Source organism: Sphingobium sp. LMC3-1-1.1 (assembly GCF_040676285.1).
Taxonomy (GTDB): Bacteria; Pseudomonadota; Alphaproteobacteria; order Sphingomonadales; family Sphingomonadaceae; genus Sphingobium.
Genome location: NZ_JBEGHQ010000023.1, coordinates 382209 through 402720, shown reverse-complemented (window position 1 = coordinate 402720; position 20512 = coordinate 382209). Strand labels below are relative to the sequence as shown.

Genomic DNA, 20512 nt, shown 5'->3' with positions numbered 1-20512 from the left:
GCGTTAGGACGCAGATGCTTCGCCGTCAACGCGGCGATGCGTCATGGAAGCAAGCGGATGGCGGCTGTTGACCAGTTCGACCAGCCTGCGGCTGTCGACATGGGTGTAGATTTGCGTCGTGCCGATATCGGCATGGCCCAGCATGGACTGCAGCGCGCGCAGGTCTGCCCCACCCTCCAGCAGATGCGTGGCGAAGGCATGGCGCAGCACATGGGGGCTGACCCGCTCCGGCGCGATGCCGGCAGCGGCGGCCAGGGCCTTCACCATCTGATAAAGACGAATCCGGCTGACATGGCTCTTGCCCGAAGGAAAAAGCCAGGGGCTTTCGGCCGGCACATGGGGCAACCAGGCCGCCACGGCGGCACGGGCCCGGTCGGAGATCGGCACCAGCCGTTCGCGCGCGCCCTTGCCCTTCAGGATCAGGAACGGGCGATCCGACGCCAGGGCGCGGCGCGGCAGCGACACCAGCTCCGTAGCCCGAAGCCCCGATCCGTAGAGCAGTTCGATCAGTGCCGACAGTCGCAGATCCAGTGGCGCAGGATGATCGACGGCCAGCTTCGCCGCGATCAGTGCGAACAGGGACTCGACCTCCTGGGTCGAAAGGATCCGGGGCAGGGGCCGACGGGTCACGGGACGCGGCAGGGCGGCGGACGGATTGTCGGCGCGCAGCCCCTCCTCCTCCAGAAAGGCGTAGAAGGCGCGCAGGGCGGAAGATTTCCGGGCGACCGAAGAGGCCGCCAATGTCGCCCAGGCTGTGGCCAGTTCCGCCAGGCCATCCTTGGTCGCGACCACCAGACCGCCGACAAGGTCCGCCGCGCCCTGCAGATCGGCCCGATAGGCCAGCAACGTATTGCGCGACGCACCCCGTTCGGCCGCCATCATCTCCAGAAAGCGGTCGATAAGCGCGGCATCCTCTCCCATCAGAGTCGCGTCATCGCCTCCGCGGCGATCATCCGCGCTTCGGGATCGAGGCCGACGCGGTGCAGCGCCCCGACAATATGGTAGAGGTGGAAGGCCGGCAGGCGGTTCCAGTCGGCGGTCTGCATGCCGACCGCCGCCAACAGCGCGACGCTGCCCTTCTCGCCACGGGCAGCCGCGGCGTCGATCGCGCGCGACCAGCGGCTGGCGGCAGCCAGATTGAAACCATGATCCTGCGCCAGCGACGCGCTGTCCTGCGCATTGAGCCGCGCAAGTCCAGCCAGCGACGCTATCAGCATCTGGGCCTTGCGCGGATCGGCATCCTTGGCGAAGGAGGAAACCCGTCCCGCACCGATCTCCACCACCGCACTCGGCGCGCCGACCGCCAGCAGGGCCCAAAGGTCCGCCGCGCCGTCCCCGTCCGCCTGCGCCGCGAGCCGCGACCATTGCGCCGCGCTGCGATCATAGCCGGCGGTGAACATCGCCGCGACCAGATTGGCCGCATCGCGCGCACTCAGCTCTGAAACCGGCAACGCCGCGGCCGTACGCGCCGTCGCGATCAACCCGACGAAATCCGGCCGCGCCTCATTCTGCCAGAGCGTCCGCATGGCCTGCAGCCGCTCGTCAGCCCCTGCGCCGGCATAGGCTGCACGCAACGCATCCACCCGATCGGCCGCTTTGGCGGGCACGTCACCATCGGACTGCAACTGGCCGTAGAAATCGACCAGCGCCTGCGAGGAAAAGACGCCGAGCCGCGCCGCCACCTCCGCTCCCGGCAGGCGGCGAACGGCGGACAAAGCAGGCGCGCGCGCTTCCCAGGCGCGGACATGCGCACCCGCCGTGGCATAGAGATCATCGGGTATCTCGACATTGAGCGCCGTCGCCAGACCGAAACGCCAAGCCGTCAGCCGATCCACCCCGTCCCATTCGATCTTCACCGACCGGCGGGCGTTGAATCCCGCGCCGACGACCTTTTCCGCCAGCCGATAGTCGATGCCCCGCACCATGCCGCGCCGCTGCTCCTGATTGAGCGCGCCGCTGGCCGTTCCTTGATCCCCCGACAAGGCCGGGCAGATCGCCCTCGTCATGTCCCAGCCAGGCTCCTTGCTGAACCGCAGCGCGCCCGCCGACAGCGGGCAAAGGCCCGCCGGATCGGCCGTCGCCAGATAGGTCTGCATGGCGATGGCGTAGAGGCGCGGGGTGAAACGGTCGGAATCAACGCTCTGCACCAGCAGGCGGGCACTGTCCGCCTCCCCCATGCGCAGCAGCAGCCAGGCGCGCTCGGCCACCCAGTCCGCGCCATCGATGTCGCGCGGCGTATCGGTCGCCGACAGCAGCGCCCGGCGCAGCAGGATCGACGCCCAGCGCGATGTGATCGGCGCGCGCGTTTCCTTCATCAACGTCGCCAGGAACCGGCCCGATTGCGCGCCAAAGGCATTGGGCGCCAGTCCCAACCGGCCGGGCGTCAGCGGCCCTATGCGGTCGAGCGAACGATGCGCGTTTTCAGGCAGGTCATATTTCTGCTTTTCGGCGGAGAGCTCCTCCTCGCTCATCGGTTCCGCTGCATTGTCGCCCGCCTCTTGCGTGACGGCGAAGCCGGGCGGCAATATGGGCACCACGGAGGGCGAACCGGCAGGCGCCGCCGGGGTACCCGGTGCGGGGCGCGGCGGCGGCGCAACGGGTGGCGGCGCCGCGGGCGCATCGCCAAAGCCGGGCGGCAGGAGCGATTCGGGCGTCTCCTGCGCCACCACAGGCAGCGCCAGCGCCAGCGCCAGCGTGCCCAGCGCCCATTTCGCGTTCACCCGCCGCTGCCGCATGCCGTTTACCGGCCCAGCTTTTCGGCAGGAATGACCTTTTCCACGCGGGCCTGCGGCTTTTCGCCGCCGCGCGACCAGAGCAGGGCGATGATCCCCGCCAGCACGAGGACCGCAATGATGGGAATGATCGGCAGGGACGTCTTGCGGCGCCGGGAGCTGCCCTCAAAATTGCTGTAGGAACGATTGCGCTTCATGAGTCCTGTTCTGGCTGGCTATTCTGGCTGGGCCAAAGCTGAAGGAAAGTTGCGATTTGCCTTGTCGACGCGGGGATGTATAGCCCCGCTCGCCATGCAGCGAAACAGCAAATCCGCCGATGCGCAAGCGAAGCGCGGCCCCATCGTCCTGGTGGGCATGATGGGCGTTGGCAAATCGACCGTCGGCCGGCGGCTGGCGGCGCGGCTCGGCCTGGGTTTCGTCGATGCCGACGAGGAGATCGAAAAGGCGGCGGGCATGACGATCACCGAAATGTTCGAACGTTATGGCGAGGACTATTTCCGCGACGGCGAACGGCGGGTGATCGCCCGCCTGATGGACGGCGAGCCCAAGGTGATCGCGACCGGCGGCGGCGCCTTCATGCAGGAAGAGACGCGGGCGCTGATCCTGGATCATGCGCTGGCGATCTGGTTGAACGCCGACATCGACACGCTGGTGGACCGGGTGTCGCGACGGGAGGGGCGTCCGCTGCTGAAGGGCAAGGATCCGCGCGTGGTGCTGACTGAGCTCGCGGCCATACGCAATCCGGTCTACGCGCTCTGCCCCATTCATGTGAAAAGCGCCGCCGCGCCGCATGACGTGGCAGTCGACAGCATCTTGGAGCAGCTTTCCCAATGGCCATAGTCCGCGTCGCGCTCGATTCGCGCAGTTACGACATTCTGATCGAACAAGGTGCACTGGACCGGGCGGGGACGCATCTGGCGGGCTATGCGCGCAAGGGACGGCTGGTCGTCGTCACCGACGCAAATGTCGCCGCCACGCAGCTTCCCCGCCTGGAAGCGAGCCTGCGCGCCGCCAATGTCGCGGTGGAACCCATCATCCTGCCGCCGGGGGAGCAGACCAAGAGCTGGCGCCACCTGGAAGAACTGCTCGACGCGCTGCTGGCACTGGAGATCGAGCGCGGCGACCATGTAGTGGCGCTGGGGGGCGGCGTGATCGGAGACCTGGTGGGCTTTGCCGCCTCGATCCTGAAGCGCGGCTGCCATTTCATCCAGGTGCCGACGACATTGCTGGCGCAGGTGGACAGTTCCGTCGGCGGCAAGACCGCGATCAACGCGAAGGCGGGCAAGAATCTGGTGGGCAGCTTCTACCAGCCCTCGCTGGTGCTGATCGATCCGTCGACGCTCGACACGCTGCCCGCGCGCGAAACGCGGGCCGGCTATGCCGAGGTGGTGAAATATGGCCTGATCGACGATCCCGTCTTTTTCGCCTGGTGCGAGACGGAAGGACATAAGCTGCTGTCCGGCGACGTCCAGGCGCGCGAATATGCCATAGAGCGCAGCGTGACCGCCAAGGCGGCCATTGTGGCCGACGACGAGCGGGAGACGTCCGGAAGGCGGGCCTTGCTGAACCTAGGTCATACTTTCGGCCATGCGCTAGAGGCGGATACCGGCTTTTCCGATCTTCTGCTCCATGGCGAGGCTGTTGCGGCAGGAACCGCCCTTGCGTTCCGTTATTCGGCGCGGCTCGGCCTCTGCACGGTCGAAGATGCAGAGCGGGTGACCGCGCATCTGAAGGCCGTCGGCCTGCCGCACGATCTGGCCAGCGCGCATGTGAAGGCGAACGGCGCGGCGCTTGTCGCATATATGCTGCACGACAAGAAAATGGCGGCAGGCACCCTCTCCTTCCTGCTGGCGCGGGGAATCGGGCAGACCTTCCTGTCGAAGGATGTCGTGCTGGACGATGTGGCTGCGTTTCTGGATCAGGATCGCGCGGCCGAGGTTTGACACCAAGGCAGGAATGAAGGTCAGGGTTGTATCAGGGGATACAGCCCAATTTAAGTGCTCAGCAAGCTGTTGTCAGGCCAAACAATCTCATATCCCGGCGCATCTTCTTCCGGTGGCATGAATTTCTCGCCATACCGCGGGCATATCTCCAGCCGAACTTGCCATGATCTAATCTGACTTGCGCAGGTCCGCTATCGAGAAGCACCCATGGTGATGATCGTAACAATTTATCGATCTCCAAAGGGCATATCCGTGTAGCGCCTCAAGGGTGATTTTTGGCATGCTCCATGCGCCGCTCGGCGCGCCATTGTCGCAACGCCTTGGCAAGACAACCGGCAGCGCTGCTGCTGACGACCGAACAACCGCTGACGGGCAGGCTGTCACGTTGCGTTTCTTCCATGGTCGCAGCTTGGCTCGTCCAACCTGGAGCACCCGATGAAGCCGATTTTTCCCGTAATTCCTTGGGGATGCGATAGCGCTCCGCTTCCGGTCTACGGGCACAGACCACAATCTCATTATCCCGGCCCGGCGGACAGGAATCATTGCCATAGACGGTCAGGTTAACGGTTCGCGGGGACGATGATTCGGGCGGATCAGATGCCGTGGCAGCCGGTTGTGCCAGCGCGGGAACGGACATGGCTGGCATCGACGCAAAGATGGTGATCATCGAGGCTTTTTTCATGATTCCCGCTTATCAAATGCGCTTGGCGAACGCGATGCCAACGCTCAACGCTACAGCATACACCTGATATAGGAGGTCCGGCATCTTGCGGATGAGTTGAGGGCATGACCGCTTTCGAGCATCTCCTCAATATCATGACCAGCGACAACTGGTCGAACCTGCCCCCTTATCCAACAAAAAAGGGCGCCCAGAAGGCGCCCTTTCAAATCATGCCCCTTGAAGGCGTCGATTACTTCTTCAGCGTCAGGCCGCCAAAGCGCTTATTGAAGCGGGCAACCTGGCCGCCCTGTTCAAGCTGGCGGGTACCGCCGGTCCAGGCCGGATGCGACTTGGGATCGATGTCGAGCGCCAGCGTGTCGCCTTCCTTGCCCCAGGTCGAGCGGGTGCGGAACGTGGTGCCGTCGGTCATCTGGACGGTGATGAAGTGGTAATCGGGGTGGGTATCGGCCTTCATGGGTCTGCTCCGTTCAGGGGCCGGTTTCCGACCGGCCATGGATGCGAAAAATTGCGAAGGCGCGCCGTTACATGGGAATGCGCGCAAAAGCAAGGGGAAGAGCGGGCCTTGCCCCTTGGCCGGTCGACCCCGTCATTCCCGCCGGGGCGGAAGTGACGGGAAATTCCGGATCACTACCCCGCCTCAATCCACAGGCGGGTCGGCAATCATCGCGACGAAGCTGGCCTCCGCGCAGAGCTTGCCCTCGACCATCGCCTTGCCCGTGAACTTGCAGACGCGGCCACGGATCTGGACCAGATCGACATGCAGGTCGAGCAGGCAGCCCGGTTCGACCGGATTGCGGAACTTAGCCCCGTCGATGCTCATGAAATAGACGAGCTTGCCCGAACCCCGCAGGTTCATCGTCTCGACCGTCAGCACGCCTGCGGCCTGCGCCATGGCTTCGACGATCAATACGCCGGGCATGATCGGCCGGCCGGGGAAGTGCCCCTGGAAGAAGTCCTCGTTGATCGACACTGCCTTGACCGCGTGGATCGCGCTGTTGGGCACGAGCGAAATCACGCGGTCGACGAGCAGCATCGGATAACGGTGCGGCAGCGCCGCCATCACCCCACGAATATCGATGGGGCCGACGGCGGCGGCCGCATTGTCAGTCTGATCCGTCATCCGTGCGATCAGCGCGAGGCCGGCTGCTGCGACGGATTGGCGGGTGCAGCGGCAGGGGCGGCAGCGCCCTGGCCCTGACGGCCCGGCTGCCAGCCGGCCGGCGGGGTGATGCCGACGCTGGGCACCAGCGCGTTGAGTTCGGTCACCACCGACTGGGTGATGTCGACGGTCGGCTGATAGGACACGGTCGCGTCGGGCGACAGGATCAGGTCAACCTTGGCCTTGGTCATGGCGGACTTGAGCGCGTCCGAAAGCTTCGCCGAAATCTGCTCCTCGACATAGGCGTTGGCGAGCGCGATCGGCTGGCCCAGGCGCTGCAGTTCGGCCTGACCGTCCTGCCCGGCCTTCTGATAGGCCTCATATTGGGTCTGGATCGCCGGGGTCGGCTTGCCGCCGGCGGCCTTCATCGCGGTTTCCAGGGCAGTGCCCTTCGCCTTCAGGTCCGCGTCGATCGCGTTCTTGCGCGCGGTGAAACTGTCGATCTGCGCCTTGTAAGTGGTCTGGATCTGCGTGCGCGCGGTCGAATAGGCCGAGCTGGTGGCAACGGCGCGCTGCAGGTCGACGACGGCGATGCCGGTCTTCGACTGGGCAGCGGCAGGAACGCTGGTCAGCGCCATGGCAGTCATTGGCGCAAGAACCAGCGCAGCAGCCTTGAAAATCGTCTTCATCAGAATTGAGTCCCTACGTTGAAGCTAATGAGCTGAGTGTCGTCCCCTGGTTCCTTGAGCAGGGCTTTGGCGATGTCGATACGGAACGGACCGAAGGGCGAGTTCCAGTTGACGCCGAAGCCCACGGCAACACGCGGCTTGAGCGTGTCGCCGAGATATTGTTCCACGAAGCCGCTGCTGACCGTATTATAGCCGACAGCCGTGTTGCAGACAGGCGCCACGGCCGATCCGGTAGCCTGAACCACCGGCAAGGCGGGATTGCTGGTGGACGAGCAGAAGCCCGGGAAGGTGCCTGGGGTGGAGCCAGGTACGCTGACCAGACCAGGTCTCTTGAGCCCCCCGACAGCGCCCGCGTCCACGAACACCGAAGGCCGCAGCCCCATTTCACGCGCGCCCGAACCCAGCGGAATTTCCATTTCCGCATGCGCCAGATAATAAATGCGGCCGCCCAACGCGTCGTCGGCGCGATTGTTGTTGCCGGTATTCTCGACACCGGTGAAGGTGCCGTCGCTATTGGCTGTGGTCGTGAAGTAGCGACGGACGATCCGGGGCCCGACGCCACGAATGTCGAAGCCGCGAATCTGCGGATTGCCGAGGAAGAAGCGGTCCGTGAGGCGAACCGCATCAACCAGGGCGCCCGTGCTGTCGCGGCGATCCCCCTCAAGGCTGTGGATATAGCCGCCTTCGCCAGTCAGCGAGAAAATGAAACCACCGCCGACCGGCCAGTATTTTCCGCCGCTGAGGCGGGTGCGGACATATTTGACGCTGCCGCCCAGGCCGGCGAAATCCTGGCTGAGAACCAGATTATTGCCGCGCGTCGGCCGGATGCGGTTGTCGCGCGTGTCGTAGATCAGCGAATAACCGATCATGGACGTGGTGCGCTTGCCGATGGCGTCGCAAAGATAACGGCCCGACAGGATCGGGTCGCAGGTATCACCGGCGCTGTTGCCGCGAAGACCGTCGCCATTGCTGTCGGTATAATAGGTCGACTTGTCCAGCGTCACATTGTCGAGGTTGAGCGTGTAGCGCAGCGCAAGCGACATATATTCCGTGATCGGCACGCCGGCGCGAAGCTGGAAGCCGGTCGTAGTCTGCTGGTAGGTGCGGTTGCGGTCGTTATTGTTGATATAGTTGAAGCTGTTGAGGTCGCGGCGATAGATGTCGCCGCCCAGCGCGATGTTCTTGTCCATGAAATAGGGCTCGGTAAAGCCCAGTTCGATCGACTTGCTGTAGGCCGAGTAATTGACGCTGGTGCGCAGTTCCTGGCCCTTGCCGCGGAAGTTGCGCTGCGTGATCGACGCCGAGACGATGAAGCGTTCCAGCGAGGAGAAACCAGCCGACAGCGACAGTTCGCCGGTCGATTTTTCCTGCACGTTCGTTTCCAGCACGATCCGGTCGGGCGCAGAACCCGGCTTCTGTTCGACGTCCAGCTTTTCCTGGAAGAATCCCAGGGAGTTGATGCGGTCCTTCGACCGCTTGACCAGGAAGCTGTTGAACGCATCCCCTTCGGCCAGGCGGAATTCGCGCCGGACGACCTTGTCCTGGGTCAGCGTGTTGCCGTTGATGTCGACGCGCTCGACATAGACGCGCGGCGCATTGGCGATGCGGAAATCAATCCCCATCGTCAGCGTGTCCTTGTTGCGCTGGAAGTCCGGCTGGACATCGGCGAAGGCATAGCCGAACAGGCCCGCCGTCTCGCTCAGCGTGTCGACCGTGTCCTCGACCTGCTTGGCGTTGTACCAGTCGCCCTTCTTCATCGGCAGCATCTTGGTCAGCGAATCGCCCGACAGGTCGCGAATGTCGCTGTTGACCTTCACGTCACCGAATTTGTAGCGCTGCCCTTCCTCGACCACATAGGTGATGATGAAGTCCTGCTTGTCGGGCGTCAGTTCCGCCACGGCGGAAATCACGCGGAAATCGGCATAGCCGTTGGTCAGGTAGAACTGGCGCAGCTTCTGCTGGTCATAGGCCAGGCGATCCGGGTCGTAGCTGGTGCCCGAGGAGAAGATGCGGAACCAGCGCGACTGCTTCGTCACCATCTGGCTGCGCAGTTCGCCGTCCTTGAACTTCTCGTTGCCGATGATGTTGATCTGACGGACCTTGGACTTGGGCCCTTCGGAAATTTCGAAGACGATGTCGACGCGATTCTGATCGAGTTGCACCATCTTCGGCTCGACCGTGGCGGCGAAGCGGCCCTGGCGGCGATACAGTTCGATGATGCGGGCAACATCCGCGCGGACCTTGGACCGGGTATAGATCTGCCGCGGAGCCAGTTTTATTTCAGGACGTATCTTGTCTTCCTTGAGGCGCTTATTACCTTCAAGGACGATGCGGTTGATGACCGGGTTTTCCTTCACCTCGACGGTCAGCGCGCCATTGTCGTTGCGGATCTGGACGTCGGCGAACAGCTCCGTCTCGTAAAGGTCGCGCAGCGCCTGGTCGAGCGATTCCTGGGTGAAGGGCTGGCCGATGCGCAGCTTGGTGTAGGACAGCACCGTGTCGGGTTCCAGGCGCTGGACGCCGGTGACGGTGATGTTGCGGATCGTGCCGGCTGCGGGCGCAACCGCTGGCACGGGCGCGGGAACAGGTGCGGCCGCCGGCGGGGCATTTTGAGCCATCGCCGGGACTGCAGACATGCCCGCGATCATCGTCGTCGCCAACAGGGCCACGACGACCGGGCGCTGCCTGTTGCTGCTCATCATCGCTGTCACCCGCTCCACCTTCTACAAAAAAGCAACATGTCGTTCACGCCGGACCCATTCCGTACATATCCGGAAAGACGGCGCCAAATCGCGCCCTCCTGCCCGATACGGCTCAGCCGATCAAGCCGGACAGACGATCCCAGAGACCGAAAGAGGATAAATCGTTGAATGTTACCAGCACCATCATCGCCAGCAGGACCGCCAGACCCGAACGATAGGCCCATTCCTGCACCTGCGGGCTGACCGGCCGCCGCTGTATCGCCTCCACCCCATAGAACAGCAGATGGCCGCCATCCAGCATCGGGATTGGCAAGAGGTTGATGAACCCCAAGTTAATCGAGATCAGCGCCATGAAGAAGACGAAGCTTTCCACCCCCAGCGTCGCGGCCTGTCCCGAAACCTCGGCAATCTTGAGCGGTCCGCCCAGTTCCTTGACCGACCGGCCGCCCCCGACGATCTGGCCCAGCGTCTCGACCATGGTGCGGATGATCTGACCCGTCCGTTCGATCGCGACGACAGGCGCGCGGACAAGGCTGACAGGCTCGATCACCGGCTCGCCCGGCGCGATGCCCAGCCGCCCCAGCCGGAATCTATTGCCGAACCCGTCATTTTCCTCGACCGCGCCGACCTTGCCCTGCTTTTCGATCAGCTTGCCCTGCCGGTCGATCAGGATGGTGACGGGCTCACCCGGGCGAATCTGAGCGAACAGGCGGATATCGTCGAAGGTCGTCATCGCCCGCCCGTTGAGCGATACGATACGGTCACCCGCCAGTATACCCGCTGCGGCCGCTGCGCTGCCCGGCTGCACATGCCCGGCCACGGCGGGCGTGCGGCTCTCGCCATGGACAAGGGCGAAGGTTGCCAGGATCGCTATGGCAAAGAGGAAATTGATCGCCGGCCCGGCCGCAACGATCGCGGCCCGCTGCCACAATGGCTTGGCCGGAAAGCTCTCCGCCCGTTCGGCGGCAGGCATTTCCAGCCAGCGCGGGTCGGTCTGGCTGGCGACGTTCATATCGCCCTTGAAGCGCACATAGCCGCCCAGCGGCAGGGCGCCCAGGCGCCACCGGGTGCCGCGCCTGTCGACCCAGGCGGCGATTTCCGGGCCGAAGCCGATGGAGAAGGCCTCCGCCTTCACCCCACACCAGCGGCCCACCAGATAATGGCCCAGCTCATGCACGAAGACGAGCGGGCCGATGACCGCCACGAATGCCACTACGGTCAACAGGAAACCGGGATTCTGGATCAAGCGGTCAATCTTTCCATCACTTGCGCAGCCCTCTTGCGCGCCTGCGCGTCCGCTTCCAGCACATCGTCGATCTGCTGGGGCACAGGCGCGCTATAACCGTTCAGGACATCCTCCACAATCATGGCGATATCAAGGAAGCCTATGGCGCCTTTGAGGAAGGCGGCGACGGCGACCTCATTGGCTGCGTTCAATATGGCGGGCGCGGCGCCGCCCGCCTCCGCCGCCTGTCGGGTCAGCCGCAGCGCGGGGAAGCGATCCTCATCCGGCGCCTCGAAATCCAGGCGACCGATCCGGGCGAGGTCCAGCGGCTGGCAGGGCGTGGCGATCCGCTCCGGCCATGCCAGCGCATGGGCGATCGGGATGCGCATGTCGGGCGAACCAAGCTGCGCCAGGGTGGATCGATCGCGATATTCGACCATGGAATGGATGACCGATTGCGGATGGACGAGGATCTCGATCCGGTCGAGCCCGACCGGGAAGAGATGCGCCGCCTCTATCAGTTCCAGCCCCTTGTTCATCATCGTCGCGCTGTCGACGCTGATCTTGGCGCCCATCGACCAGTTGGGATGGGCGACCGCCTGCGCGGGCGTTATGCCGCGCATCTCCTCCCGACTGCGGGTGCGGAAAGGGCCGCCGCTCGCCGTCAGGGTGATCCTTGCCACATCTTCCATGCGACTGCCTGCAAGGCACTGGAATATGGCATTATGTTCGCTGTCGACCGGCAACAGCGTGGCGCCCGACGCGCCGACCGCATCCATCATCAGCGCGCCCGCAGATACCAGCGACTCCTTGTTGGCAAGCGCCACCGTGCCGCCCGCCTTGAGCGCCGCCATGGTCGGGCGCAACCCCGCGCAGCCGACGATCGCGGCCATGCTCCAGTCTGCACCGGCCCCCGCGACGTCGATCAAAGCGCTTTCGCCCGCCGCCGCCTCCGTCCCCGAACCGCGCAGCGCATCCTTCAGCGCCTCATAACGCGCCTCGTTCCCGATCACGGCGATCGCGGCATTGCTCTGCCGCGCGGCGGCCGCCAGGCCCGCCACGTCGTTGTGCGCGGTCAGGGCGACGACCCGATAGCCTTCCGGATCACGCTGGATCAGGTCCAGCGTGGACATGCCGACCGACCCGGTCGCGCCAAAGACCGACACCTTCCTCATGGCAATTGCACCAGGATCATATAGCAGATCGCGGCCAGCGGTGCGGCGGCGACCACCCCGTCCAGCCGGTCCATCACGCCGCCATGGCCGGGCAGCAGCGTACCGCTGTCCTTGACGCCGGCCCGGCGCTTCATCCAGCTTTCCAGCAGGTCACCCAGTTGCGCCGCCACTGCCAGCAGACCGCTTGCCGCGGCGAGCTGGATCGGCAGGTCCGCGAACCGATAGAGCAGAAAACCGACCATCAGGGCCGCCAGCACGCCGCCGCCCAGGCCGGACCAGGTCTTGGAAGGGCTGATACGTGGCGCCAGTTTCGGCCCGCCGATCGAGCGACCGGCGAAATAGGCGCCGATATCCGTCGCCCAGACGAGACCCAGCGCCCAGAAGGTCAGCAGCAGCCCCTGAAGATTGGGCGACTGCTCGCGCAGGAACAGCAACGCCATCACCGGCACGACGATATAGGGCACGCCCAGCGCCAGCCTGACCGAACGACCGGCCAGCGCAACAAAGAAGAAGGCAGCCGCCATCAGCGTGAAGCCAAGCCAGGACACGCCGGCCGCCGCGGGGCAAAGAATCGCCAGCGGCACCGATACGGCAAACATCGCCAGCTTGCGATTCTCAGGCTTGGCTCCCGTCAGGTCGCCCCACTCCCCCTGCATCAGCACGCCCGCCACGGACAACAGCACCCAAAAGGCGAAACCGCCCGCAAACAAGGCGCCCAACGCCACCAGGATAAGGAGGACACCGACTATCGCGCGGGTGCGAAGCTCGCTCGACATGCTGTCACAGCCCGCCGAAACGGCGGTCCCTCAGGCGGAAGGCGTCCAGCGCGGCGGCGAGCGCCCTCGCGTCGAAATCCGGCCACAGCATGTCGGTGAAATACAGCTCCGCATAGGCGGCCTGCCACAGCATGAAATTGCTGAGCCGCTGCTCGCCCGAGGTACGGATCATCAGGTCGAGCGGTGGCAGGTCGGCGGTGTAGAGCGCTGCATCCACATCATCCAGACCGATCTCCTCGGCCGCGATCTCGCCCGCGGCCACCCGGCGCGCCAGCGTCTGCGCCATGCGCACCAGTTCGTCCTGGGCGCCGTAATTCAGCGCTATGGCTATGATCGGCCCGCTGTTGCCGGCTGTCCGCGCCATCGCATTGTCGATCATTTCGACCAGCGAGGGATCCAGCGCCCGATAATTGCCGATGATGCGCAGCCGCACGCCATTGGCGTGGAATTCGTCGAGGTCGGACTGGATGAAATGGCGCAGCAGGGCCATCAGATCGGCCACCTCGCTCGCCGGACGCTTCCAGTTTTCCGAGGAAAAGGCGTAGAGCGTCAGGCATTCCAGGCCCAGCTCCCGCGCGGCGCGGGCGACGCGGCGCACCGCCTCCACTCCGGCGCGATGGCCGGCGATACGCGGCAGGAAGCGCTTCTTCGCCCAGCGGCCGTTGCCGTCCATGATGATGGCGACATGACGCGCGCCATGGGCTGGCGCGCCGCTGGTCAGATCGGGTTTGGCTTGGGTGGCCATCAGACAGGAATGCGTGCTTTGGCCGCGAAAGGAAAGCCCCGGATCACTGACCGAGAATTTCCTTTTCCTTCGCCGCCGCCGTCGCATCGATATCCGCGATGGTGCTGTCGGTCAGCTTCTGGACCTCGGTTTCCTTGCGCTTGCGCTCATCCTCGCTGATCTCGCCCTTCTTCTCGTCCGCCTTCAGGCTGTCCATGCCGTCACGGCGGACATTGCGGACGGCGATGCGGGCCCCTTCCGCATATTTGCTGGCGAGCTTGGCCAGTTCCTTGCGGCGCTCCTCCGTCAGGTCCGGGATCGGCAGGCGCAGCGTCTGACCGTCCACGATCGGGTTGAGACCGAGGCCCGCCGAACGGATCGCCTTGTCGCAGGGGCCGACATTGCTCTTGTCCCACACCTGGACCGACAGCATGCGCGGTTCGGGCGCAGAAACGGTCGCGACCTGGTTGAGCGGCATATGCGCGCCATAAACCTCGACCGTCACAGGATCGAGAAGCTGGATATTGGCCCGGCCCGTACGCAGCCCCGACAAATCGCCCTTCAGCGATTCCACGGCACCCGCCATGCGGCGTTCGAGGTCGGCCTTGTCATATTGAGCCATTTTGTTTCAGCGCTCCTGATTTTGCACGATCGTCGCCACACCATCGCCGGCCAGCACCTTGGCCAGGTTGCCGGTTTCGCGGATGTTGAACACGACGATGGGGATGTGGTTTTCGCGGCAAAGGGCAATGGCGCTCGCGTCCATGACCTTCAGATTGTCGTTCAGAACCTGATCGAAACTGATCGCGTCATAGCGGGCGGCATCGGGCACCTTCTTCGGATCGGCATTGTAGATGCCGTCGACGCTGGTGCCCTTGAACAGCGCGTCGCAATCCATTTCCGCCGCGCGCAGCGCCGCCGTGGTGTCGGTGGTGAAGAAGGGGCTGCCGGTACCCGCCGCGAAGATGACGATCCGGCCCTTTTCCATATGCCGCACCGCCTTGCGCCGGATATAGGGTTCGCAGACCGACGCCATCGGGATGGCGGACTGGACGCGGGTGTCATAGCCCAGCTTTTCCAGCGAATTCTGCACGGCCAGCGCGTTCATGACGGTGGCCAGCATGCCCATATAATCAGCGCTCGCCCGATCGAATCCCTTGGCGGCGCCCGCAAGGCCACGGAAGATATTGCCGCCACCCACGACCACGCACAGTTCGAACCCGGCATCCTTCGCCGCGGCAATCTCGCCCGCCACGCGGTTCACCGTTTCCGGCTCGATGCCGAACTGCCCCTGCCCCATCAGCACTTCGCCCGAAAGTTTCAGCAGGATGCGCTTGAAGGCTGGGCGAGACATGCGGGGCAATATTCCTTTTATGATCGGGCAAGGAAATGGCGCGCACCTTAAGCAGCGCGCGCCATTATGTGAAGCAGGGTTTTGGCAACCCCGAACTTCCTTAGCGCCCGCGTCCGGCTTGTCGAGAAGCCTCAGCCTCCCGACACCGCCGAAAGCGAACGAACTGTCGGATCAGACGCCGGCGGCGGCGGCCACTTCGGCGGCGAAGTCGCTCGTTTCCTTCTCGATACCTTCACCGAGCTGGAAGCGGATATAGTTTTTCAGCGTGATCGACGCGCCGGCTTCCTTGGCCGCCTTGGCGACCACGTCGGCGACCGGGGTCTTGTTGTCCATCACGAAGAGCTGCGACAGCAGCGCGTTTTCCTTCGCATATTTCGCGACGGCGCCGTCCACCATCTTGGCGACGATCTCGGCGGGCTTGCCCGATTCGGCCGCCTTTTCGGCAGCGATCGCGCGCTCACGCTCCAGCAGGGCCGGATCGATATCGGCCGAGGACAGCGCCAGCGGGAAGGCAGCAGCGATGTGCATCGCGATCTGCTTGCCCAGCGGCTCCAGAACGTCGGCGGATGCATCGCCCTCCAGCGCGACCAGCACGCCGATCTTGCCCAGACCCGGAGCGGCGGCATTGTGGACATAGGGAACGACGACGCCCTGGCTCACCTCGACCTGGCCGACGCGGCGCAGGGTCTGGTTTTCACCAATGGTGGCGATGTTGGCGACCAGCTTCTCGGCCACGGTGCCGCCAGCCGGATAGGCAGCGTTCGACAGCGCGTCAGCGTCGGCAACGCCATTTTCCAGCGCGATGGTCGACACGGTGCGGACGAAATCCTGGAACTGGTCGTTCTTGGCGACGAAGTCGGTTTCGCTGTTCACTTCGACGGCGACGCCCTTGGTGCCGGCAACGGCGACGCCGACCAGACCTTCAGCGGCGGTGCGGCTCGACTTCTTCTGCGCGGCGGCAAGACCCTTGGCGCGCAGCCAGTCGGTTGCCGCTTCGATGTCGCCATTGGCTTCGGTGAGCGCCTTCTTGCAGTCCATCATGCCCGCGCCCGAACGGTCGCGCAGTTCCTTGACGGCGGCAGCGGTAATCTCGGCCATGTTTCGGCTCCTAAATGTTTCGGATGGTTCAAATAAGCGCTAGGGCGCGTTCCATCGGAGCGCGCCCTAGCCTGTCAATCTTGCAGTTCGAAGACCGCGTCTCAGGCCTGAGCGACGACCTCTTCGGCCTCGGGCTCGTCCAGAGCGCCAAGGTCAACGCCGGAAGCCTGCTGCGCACCACGGTTGCCCTTGGTGGCGGCGGCGGCGACGGCGTCGCAGTAGAGGCGGATCGCGCGGCTGGCGTCGTCATTCGCCGGAACCGGGAAAGCGATGCCGTCGGGCGAGACGTTCGAATCGAGGATCGCGACGACCGGAATGCCCAGCGTGTTGGCTTCCTTGATCGCCAGCTCTTCCTTGTTGGCGTCGATCACGAACATGACGTCAGGGATGCCGTTCATGTCGCGGATGCCGCCCAGCGACATTTCGAGCTTCTCGCGCTCGCGGGTCATCTGGAGGACTTCCTTCTTGGTGAAGCCGTGGGTGTCGCCCGACAGCTTCTCTTCCAGGGTCTTCAGACGCTTGATCGAGCCAGAGATGGTCTTCCAGTTGGTGAGCATGCCGCCCAGCCAACGATGGTTGACGAAATGCTGGCCCGACTTGCGGGCGGCTTCAGCGATCGGATCCTGCGCCTGGCGCTTGGTGCCGACGAACAGCACCTTGCCGCCGGCGGCGACGGTCGCGGACACGAAGTCCAGGGCGCGGCCGAACAGCGGCACGGTCTGCGACAGGTCAAGGATGTGAATGCCGTTGCGCTCGCCGAAGATGTACGGCTTCATGCGCGGGTTCCAGCGGTGGGTCTGGTGGCCGAAATGGGCGCCAGCCTCGATCAATTGGTGCATGGTGACGACAGGAGCCGCCATAATTATTCTCCTTCCGGTTACACCTCTGGGAATCAGGAACTGAAGCAGCGCGCCGCAGCACCGGATATGTCGATTCCCATGTGGAATGGGCGCGCGTTTAGACGCGTCGGAATATCATTGCAAGGGGTTGACTCTCCGTTCTGGATAGAACATAAGGAGAACATTGGGAACAAGCGGCGGATTTGCACCGTTTGCATGCCCATAGTGAACCAAGCCGTGCAAATGGCAAGACAGAAAGTGAGCTGCATATGTTCGCACTGGTCGCAGCACTTGTTTTCACCGGATCATTCCTGCTCGCCGCGGGCGTCATTGTCGGCATGCTGCTGACCTATCATGACAAGATGGTGGCGGCTCTCGCATTCGAACCCATCTCGCGACAGGTTCCGGTATATCGCCTGCGCATCAGCCGGCGTCGCGCCGCACCCTCGACGCGACAAGAACGCCCCGCTTTTGCCGCCGCGGTGCTGGCTGCCTGAGGATCATTGTGCTTCGGCCGCGCGCTGGCGGCGAACCCTGGCATAGGACATCATGCCAAAGGGGATGAGCGCAAGATAAATGGCGCACAGCACCAGCAGAGTCAGCCATGGATCTGTGATTAGCAGCGCCGCCAGAAGCCCGGCCAGCGCAATCGCCTCCAGCCTTATGCGTTTGCGCAGACGCAGCGCGGACCAGCTATAGGTCGCGATGTTGGAGATCATCAGGAAGGCTGAGAAGGCGGTCCACGGCGCCACTACATACCATTGCCGGAACAACGGTTCGCCGGTCACCAGCCAGAGATAGAGCGGCACGAAGGCCAGACCGGCACCAGCGGGCGCCGGAACGCCGGTAAGAAAGCCGGCGGATTTGTGCGGCTGCACGTCGGCGTCGATATTGGCGTTGAACCGCGCCAGCCGCAGCGCGCAGGAAAGCGCATGGGCAAGAGCGAATATCCAGCCGAATTTCGGCATGGCGTTCAATGACCAGAGATAAAGCACGAGGGCCGGCGCCACGCCGAAGGCAATGGAATCCGACAGGGAGTCCAACTCCGCGCCGAAGCGGCTTTCCCCCCGCAGCAGCCGGGCAATGCGGCCATCCAGCCCGTCCAGCACGCCGGCGATCAGGATGGAGAGTACTGCCCGCTCCCATTCGCCCGAAATGCCGTAGCGCACGCCCGTCAGGCCGAAGCACAGCGCCATCGCCGTCACGGCGTTGGGCGCCACCATCCGCAGGGTGATCCCCCGGCGCAGACCGCGCGGGATGGTGCGCCGCTGCCGCATTATTGCTGAATCCCCGAAATCACGCGCATGTCGCCAATCTGGCCCAGGATCGTTTCGCCGGCCACGGTGCGCTGCCCCAGCACCACGCGCGGGGCGGTGCCCGCCGGCAGATAGACGTCGACACGGCTGCCGAAACGGATCAGGCCGATGCGCTGCCCCGCCGCGACCATGTCGCCCGGCTTCACAAAGGGTACGATCCGCCGCGCGACAAGGCCCGCGATCTGGGTGAAGCCGATGCGCACCCCGTCATGCCGCTCGACCAGGATATGCTGCCGCTCATTATCCTCGCTCGCCTTGTCGAGGTCGGCGTTCAGGAACTTGCCGGAAATATAGACGACCGACTTCACCGTCCCGCCGATCGGCGTCCGGTTGATGTGCACGTCGAACACGCTCATGAAGATCGACACGCGGATCATCGGCTGGTCGCCCAGCCCGTCCGGCCCGCTCATCTCCCGCGGCGGCGGCACCCGCTGGATCAGTGTCACCAGCCCGTCCGCGGGGGCGACGATGGCGTGCTCATCCTGCGGTACGGCGCGGACCGGATCGCGGAAGAACGCCAGGACCCAGATCGTCACCATCACCATCAGCCAGCCCGGAATCTCCCAGCCCACCAGGAACAGCAGCGCGGTGATGGCGGCCGCGATCAGGCCGAATTTCACGCCCTCCGGATGCACCGAGGGGAAGCGCCATTTCACATTGCCGCCCAGCGCGACGGTCAGTTCGTCATTTTCCATGGACACCGTCTTTAAGGACAGACACTTGCAGTGACAACGTCCGATCCCTTCCGAAGAGCCACGAAATAATCCCGCGCCGCATCTTCTCCCCGAACATGTGATATCCGGCGGCGGCGGCGCCCATTTCCCCGCGCGCCCTGCACACTCCAGTTGAACATTGCCGTCGCTTTCCCTAGGGCGTTCGCAAATTCCACCCGAATGAGAAGGCACAGGCGCTATGGCTAAGATCAAGGTGAAGAACCCCGTCGTGGAAATCGACGGCGACGAAATGACGCGGATCATCTGGCAGTGGATCCGCGAGCGCCTCATCCTTCCCTATCTCGACATCGACCTGAAATATTATGATCTGGGCGTCGAAAAGCGCGACGAGACCAACGACCAGATCACCATCGATTCCGCCAATGCCATCAAGGAGCATGGCGTCGGCGTGAAGTGCGCCACCATCACCCCCGACGAAGCGCGCGTCGAGGAATTCGGCCTGAAGGAAATGTGGAAGTCGCCCAATGGCACGATCCGCAACATCCTGGGCGGCGTTGTCTTCCGCGAGCCGATCGTGATCCGCAATGTGCCGCGCCTGGTTCCCGGCTGGACCGATCCGATCGTCATCGGCCGCCATGCCTTCGGCGACCAGTATCGCGCCACCGACTTCCTCGTCCCCGGCCCCGGCAAGCTGCGGATGGTGTGGGACGGCGCCAATGGCGAGAAGATCGAGAAGGACGTCTTCAACTTCCCGAGCTCCGGCGTCGCCATGGGCATGTACAATCTGGACGATTCGATCCGCGATTTCGCCCGCGCCAGCATGAACTATGCGCTGGGCCGCGGCTGGCCGCTCTACCTGTCGACCAAGAACACCATCCTCAAGGCCTATGACGGCCGCTTCAAGGATCTGTTCCAGGAAGTGTTCGACAATGAATTCGCCGCCGAGTTCAAGAAGGTGGGCGTGGTCTACGAACACCGCCTGATCGACGACATGGTCGCCTCCGCCCTCAAGTGGAGCGGCAAGTTCGTCTGGGCCTGCAAGAATTACGATGGCGACGTACAGTCGGACACGGTGGCGCAGGGCTTCGGCTCCCTTGGCCTCATGACGTCCGTCCTGCTCTCGCCCGATGGCAAGACCGTCGAGGCCGAAGCCGCCCACGGCACCGTCACCCGCCATTATCGCCAGCATCAGCAGGGCAAGCAGACCTCGACCAATCCGATCGCGTCGATCTTCGCCTGGACCCAGGGCCTCAGCTATCGCGGCAAGTTCGACGAGACGCCGGAAGTCACCAAGTTTGCCGAAACGCTGGAGCGGGTCTGCATCGAAACGGTGGAAAGCGGCAAGATGACCAAGGATCTTGCCCTGCTGATCGGTCCGGAGCAGGCCTGGATGACCACCGAACAGTTCTTCGAGGCGATCCGCGTGAACCTGGAAGACGCCATGGGCAAGTGGAACTGATCTGCCGTTCTGCAGTTCAATACGG

The 20512-nt window shown here is 64.2% G+C and carries 22 protein-coding genes; 4 read left to right on the top strand and 18 right to left on the bottom strand.

Annotated elements, in window-relative coordinates; genetic code table 11:
* Nucleotides 1-3: 3 nt before the first annotated feature.
* From MRBLMC3_RS15290 to MRBLMC3_RS15280, 3 genes are read right to left on the bottom strand one after another with little or no spacing between them, the layout of a single operon-like run.
* Nucleotides 4-921 (bottom strand): tyrosine recombinase, encoded by a 918-nt coding sequence (locus MRBLMC3_RS15290; protein ID WP_363830146.1) that lies wholly within the window; start codon nucleotides 919-921, stop codon nucleotides 4-6.
* A complete protein-coding gene (locus MRBLMC3_RS15285; protein ID WP_363830144.1) occupies nucleotides 921-2735 on the bottom strand; it encodes a hypothetical protein in 1815 nt (604 codons plus the stop codon). The genes MRBLMC3_RS15290 and MRBLMC3_RS15285 overlap by 1 nt, the downstream gene beginning before the upstream one ends.
* 5 nt (nucleotides 2736-2740) lie before the next feature.
* Complete coding sequence (locus MRBLMC3_RS15280; protein ID WP_363737171.1) at nucleotides 2741-2929, bottom strand: hypothetical protein; 189 nt, start codon at nucleotides 2927-2929, stop codon at nucleotides 2741-2743.
* A gap of 94 nt (nucleotides 2930-3023) precedes the next feature.
* Between MRBLMC3_RS15280 and MRBLMC3_RS15275 the strand changes: the two genes are divergently transcribed.
* Nucleotides 3024-3572 (top strand): shikimate kinase, encoded by a 549-nt coding sequence (locus MRBLMC3_RS15275; protein WP_363830456.1) that lies wholly within the window; start codon nucleotides 3024-3026, stop codon nucleotides 3570-3572.
* Nucleotides 3563-4675: a 3-dehydroquinate synthase gene (gene aroB / locus MRBLMC3_RS15270; RefSeq protein WP_363737173.1), complete on the top strand. Its 1113-nt coding sequence runs from the start codon at nucleotides 3563-3565 to the stop codon at nucleotides 4673-4675. Before MRBLMC3_RS15275 ends, aroB begins: the two co-directional genes overlap by 10 nt.
* Nucleotides 4676-4937: 262 nt before the next feature.
* Here the strand turns inward: aroB and MRBLMC3_RS15265 are convergent, their stop codons facing one another.
* The 13 genes from MRBLMC3_RS15265 to rpsB form a co-directional block, all read right to left on the bottom strand.
* Nucleotides 4938-5357, bottom strand: coding sequence for a hypothetical protein (locus MRBLMC3_RS15265; protein ID WP_363830142.1), 420 nt, complete (start codon nucleotides 5355-5357; stop codon nucleotides 4938-4940).
* Between the two features lie 229 nt (nucleotides 5358-5586).
* A complete protein-coding gene (gene rpmE, locus MRBLMC3_RS15260; protein ID WP_007687040.1) occupies nucleotides 5587-5811 on the bottom strand; it encodes a 50S ribosomal protein L31 in 225 nt (74 codons plus the stop codon).
* A gap of 183 nt (nucleotides 5812-5994) precedes the next feature.
* The gene (fabZ, locus tag MRBLMC3_RS15255) at nucleotides 5995-6477 is read right to left on the bottom strand and encodes a 3-hydroxyacyl-ACP dehydratase FabZ (RefSeq protein WP_363755984.1); all 483 of its coding nucleotides are present in this window, start codon (nucleotides 6475-6477) and stop codon (nucleotides 5995-5997) included.
* Between the two features lie 8 nt (nucleotides 6478-6485).
* Complete coding sequence (locus MRBLMC3_RS15250) at nucleotides 6486-7145, bottom strand: OmpH family outer membrane protein (protein ID WP_363737175.1); 660 nt, start codon at nucleotides 7143-7145, stop codon at nucleotides 6486-6488.
* Nucleotides 7145-9847: an outer membrane protein assembly factor BamA gene (gene bamA / locus MRBLMC3_RS15245; RefSeq protein WP_363830139.1), complete on the bottom strand. Its 2703-nt coding sequence runs from the start codon at nucleotides 9845-9847 to the stop codon at nucleotides 7145-7147. Before bamA ends, MRBLMC3_RS15250 begins: the two co-directional genes overlap by 1 nt.
* A 112-nt stretch (nucleotides 9848-9959) precedes the next feature.
* Complete coding sequence (gene rseP / locus MRBLMC3_RS15240; RefSeq protein WP_363830137.1) at nucleotides 9960-11093, bottom strand: RIP metalloprotease RseP; 1134 nt, start codon at nucleotides 11091-11093, stop codon at nucleotides 9960-9962.
* Nucleotides 11090-12247: a 1-deoxy-D-xylulose-5-phosphate reductoisomerase gene (locus MRBLMC3_RS15235; protein WP_363830135.1), complete on the bottom strand. Its 1158-nt coding sequence runs from the start codon at nucleotides 12245-12247 to the stop codon at nucleotides 11090-11092. Before MRBLMC3_RS15235 ends, rseP begins: the two co-directional genes overlap by 4 nt.
* The gene (locus tag MRBLMC3_RS15230; protein ID WP_363830132.1) at nucleotides 12244-13023 is read right to left on the bottom strand and encodes a phosphatidate cytidylyltransferase; all 780 of its coding nucleotides are present in this window, start codon (nucleotides 13021-13023) and stop codon (nucleotides 12244-12246) included. Before MRBLMC3_RS15230 ends, MRBLMC3_RS15235 begins: the two co-directional genes overlap by 4 nt.
* A 4-nt stretch (nucleotides 13024-13027) precedes the next feature.
* The gene (uppS, locus tag MRBLMC3_RS15225; protein ID WP_363737179.1) at nucleotides 13028-13768 is read right to left on the bottom strand and encodes a polyprenyl diphosphate synthase; all 741 of its coding nucleotides are present in this window, start codon (nucleotides 13766-13768) and stop codon (nucleotides 13028-13030) included.
* A gap of 43 nt (nucleotides 13769-13811) precedes the next feature.
* Entirely contained in the window at nucleotides 13812-14369 is a 558-nt protein-coding gene (gene frr / locus MRBLMC3_RS15220) for a ribosome recycling factor (protein ID WP_133652996.1), read from the bottom strand.
* Nucleotides 14370-14375: 6 nt separating this feature from the next.
* Complete coding sequence (gene pyrH, locus MRBLMC3_RS15215; RefSeq protein WP_363737180.1) at nucleotides 14376-15101, bottom strand: UMP kinase; 726 nt, start codon at nucleotides 15099-15101, stop codon at nucleotides 14376-14378.
* A 171-nt stretch (nucleotides 15102-15272) separates the two neighbouring features.
* The gene (gene tsf / locus MRBLMC3_RS15210) at nucleotides 15273-16199 is read right to left on the bottom strand and encodes a translation elongation factor Ts (protein ID WP_133652994.1); all 927 of its coding nucleotides are present in this window, start codon (nucleotides 16197-16199) and stop codon (nucleotides 15273-15275) included.
* Nucleotides 16200-16300: 101 nt separating this feature from the next.
* Nucleotides 16301-17059 (bottom strand): 30S ribosomal protein S2, encoded by a 759-nt coding sequence (gene rpsB, locus MRBLMC3_RS15205; RefSeq protein WP_133652993.1) that lies wholly within the window; start codon nucleotides 17057-17059, stop codon nucleotides 16301-16303.
* Between the two features lie 248 nt (nucleotides 17060-17307).
* Between rpsB and MRBLMC3_RS15200 the strand changes: the two genes are divergently transcribed.
* Nucleotides 17308-17535 carry a hypothetical protein gene (locus MRBLMC3_RS15200; protein WP_363830131.1) on the top strand — a complete coding sequence of 76 codons (228 nt, stop codon included), beginning with the start codon at nucleotides 17308-17310 and terminating at the stop codon, nucleotides 17533-17535.
* Between the two features lie 3 nt (nucleotides 17536-17538).
* Here MRBLMC3_RS15200 and MRBLMC3_RS15195 read toward each other — a convergent pair whose 3' ends face one another.
* Complete coding sequence (locus MRBLMC3_RS15195) at nucleotides 17539-18315, bottom strand: CDP-alcohol phosphatidyltransferase family protein (RefSeq protein WP_363737183.1); 777 nt, start codon at nucleotides 18313-18315, stop codon at nucleotides 17539-17541.
* Nucleotides 18315-19049 (bottom strand): phosphatidylserine decarboxylase, encoded by a 735-nt coding sequence (locus MRBLMC3_RS15190; protein WP_133652990.1) that lies wholly within the window; start codon nucleotides 19047-19049, stop codon nucleotides 18315-18317. Before MRBLMC3_RS15190 ends, MRBLMC3_RS15195 begins: the two co-directional genes overlap by 1 nt.
* Nucleotides 19050-19266: 217 nt before the next feature.
* Here MRBLMC3_RS15190 and MRBLMC3_RS15185 point away from each other — a divergent pair, with 217 nt between their 5' ends.
* Nucleotides 19267-20487 (top strand): NADP-dependent isocitrate dehydrogenase, encoded by a 1221-nt coding sequence (locus MRBLMC3_RS15185; protein WP_363755978.1) that lies wholly within the window; start codon nucleotides 19267-19269, stop codon nucleotides 20485-20487.
* Nucleotides 20488-20512 lie beyond the last annotated feature (25 nt).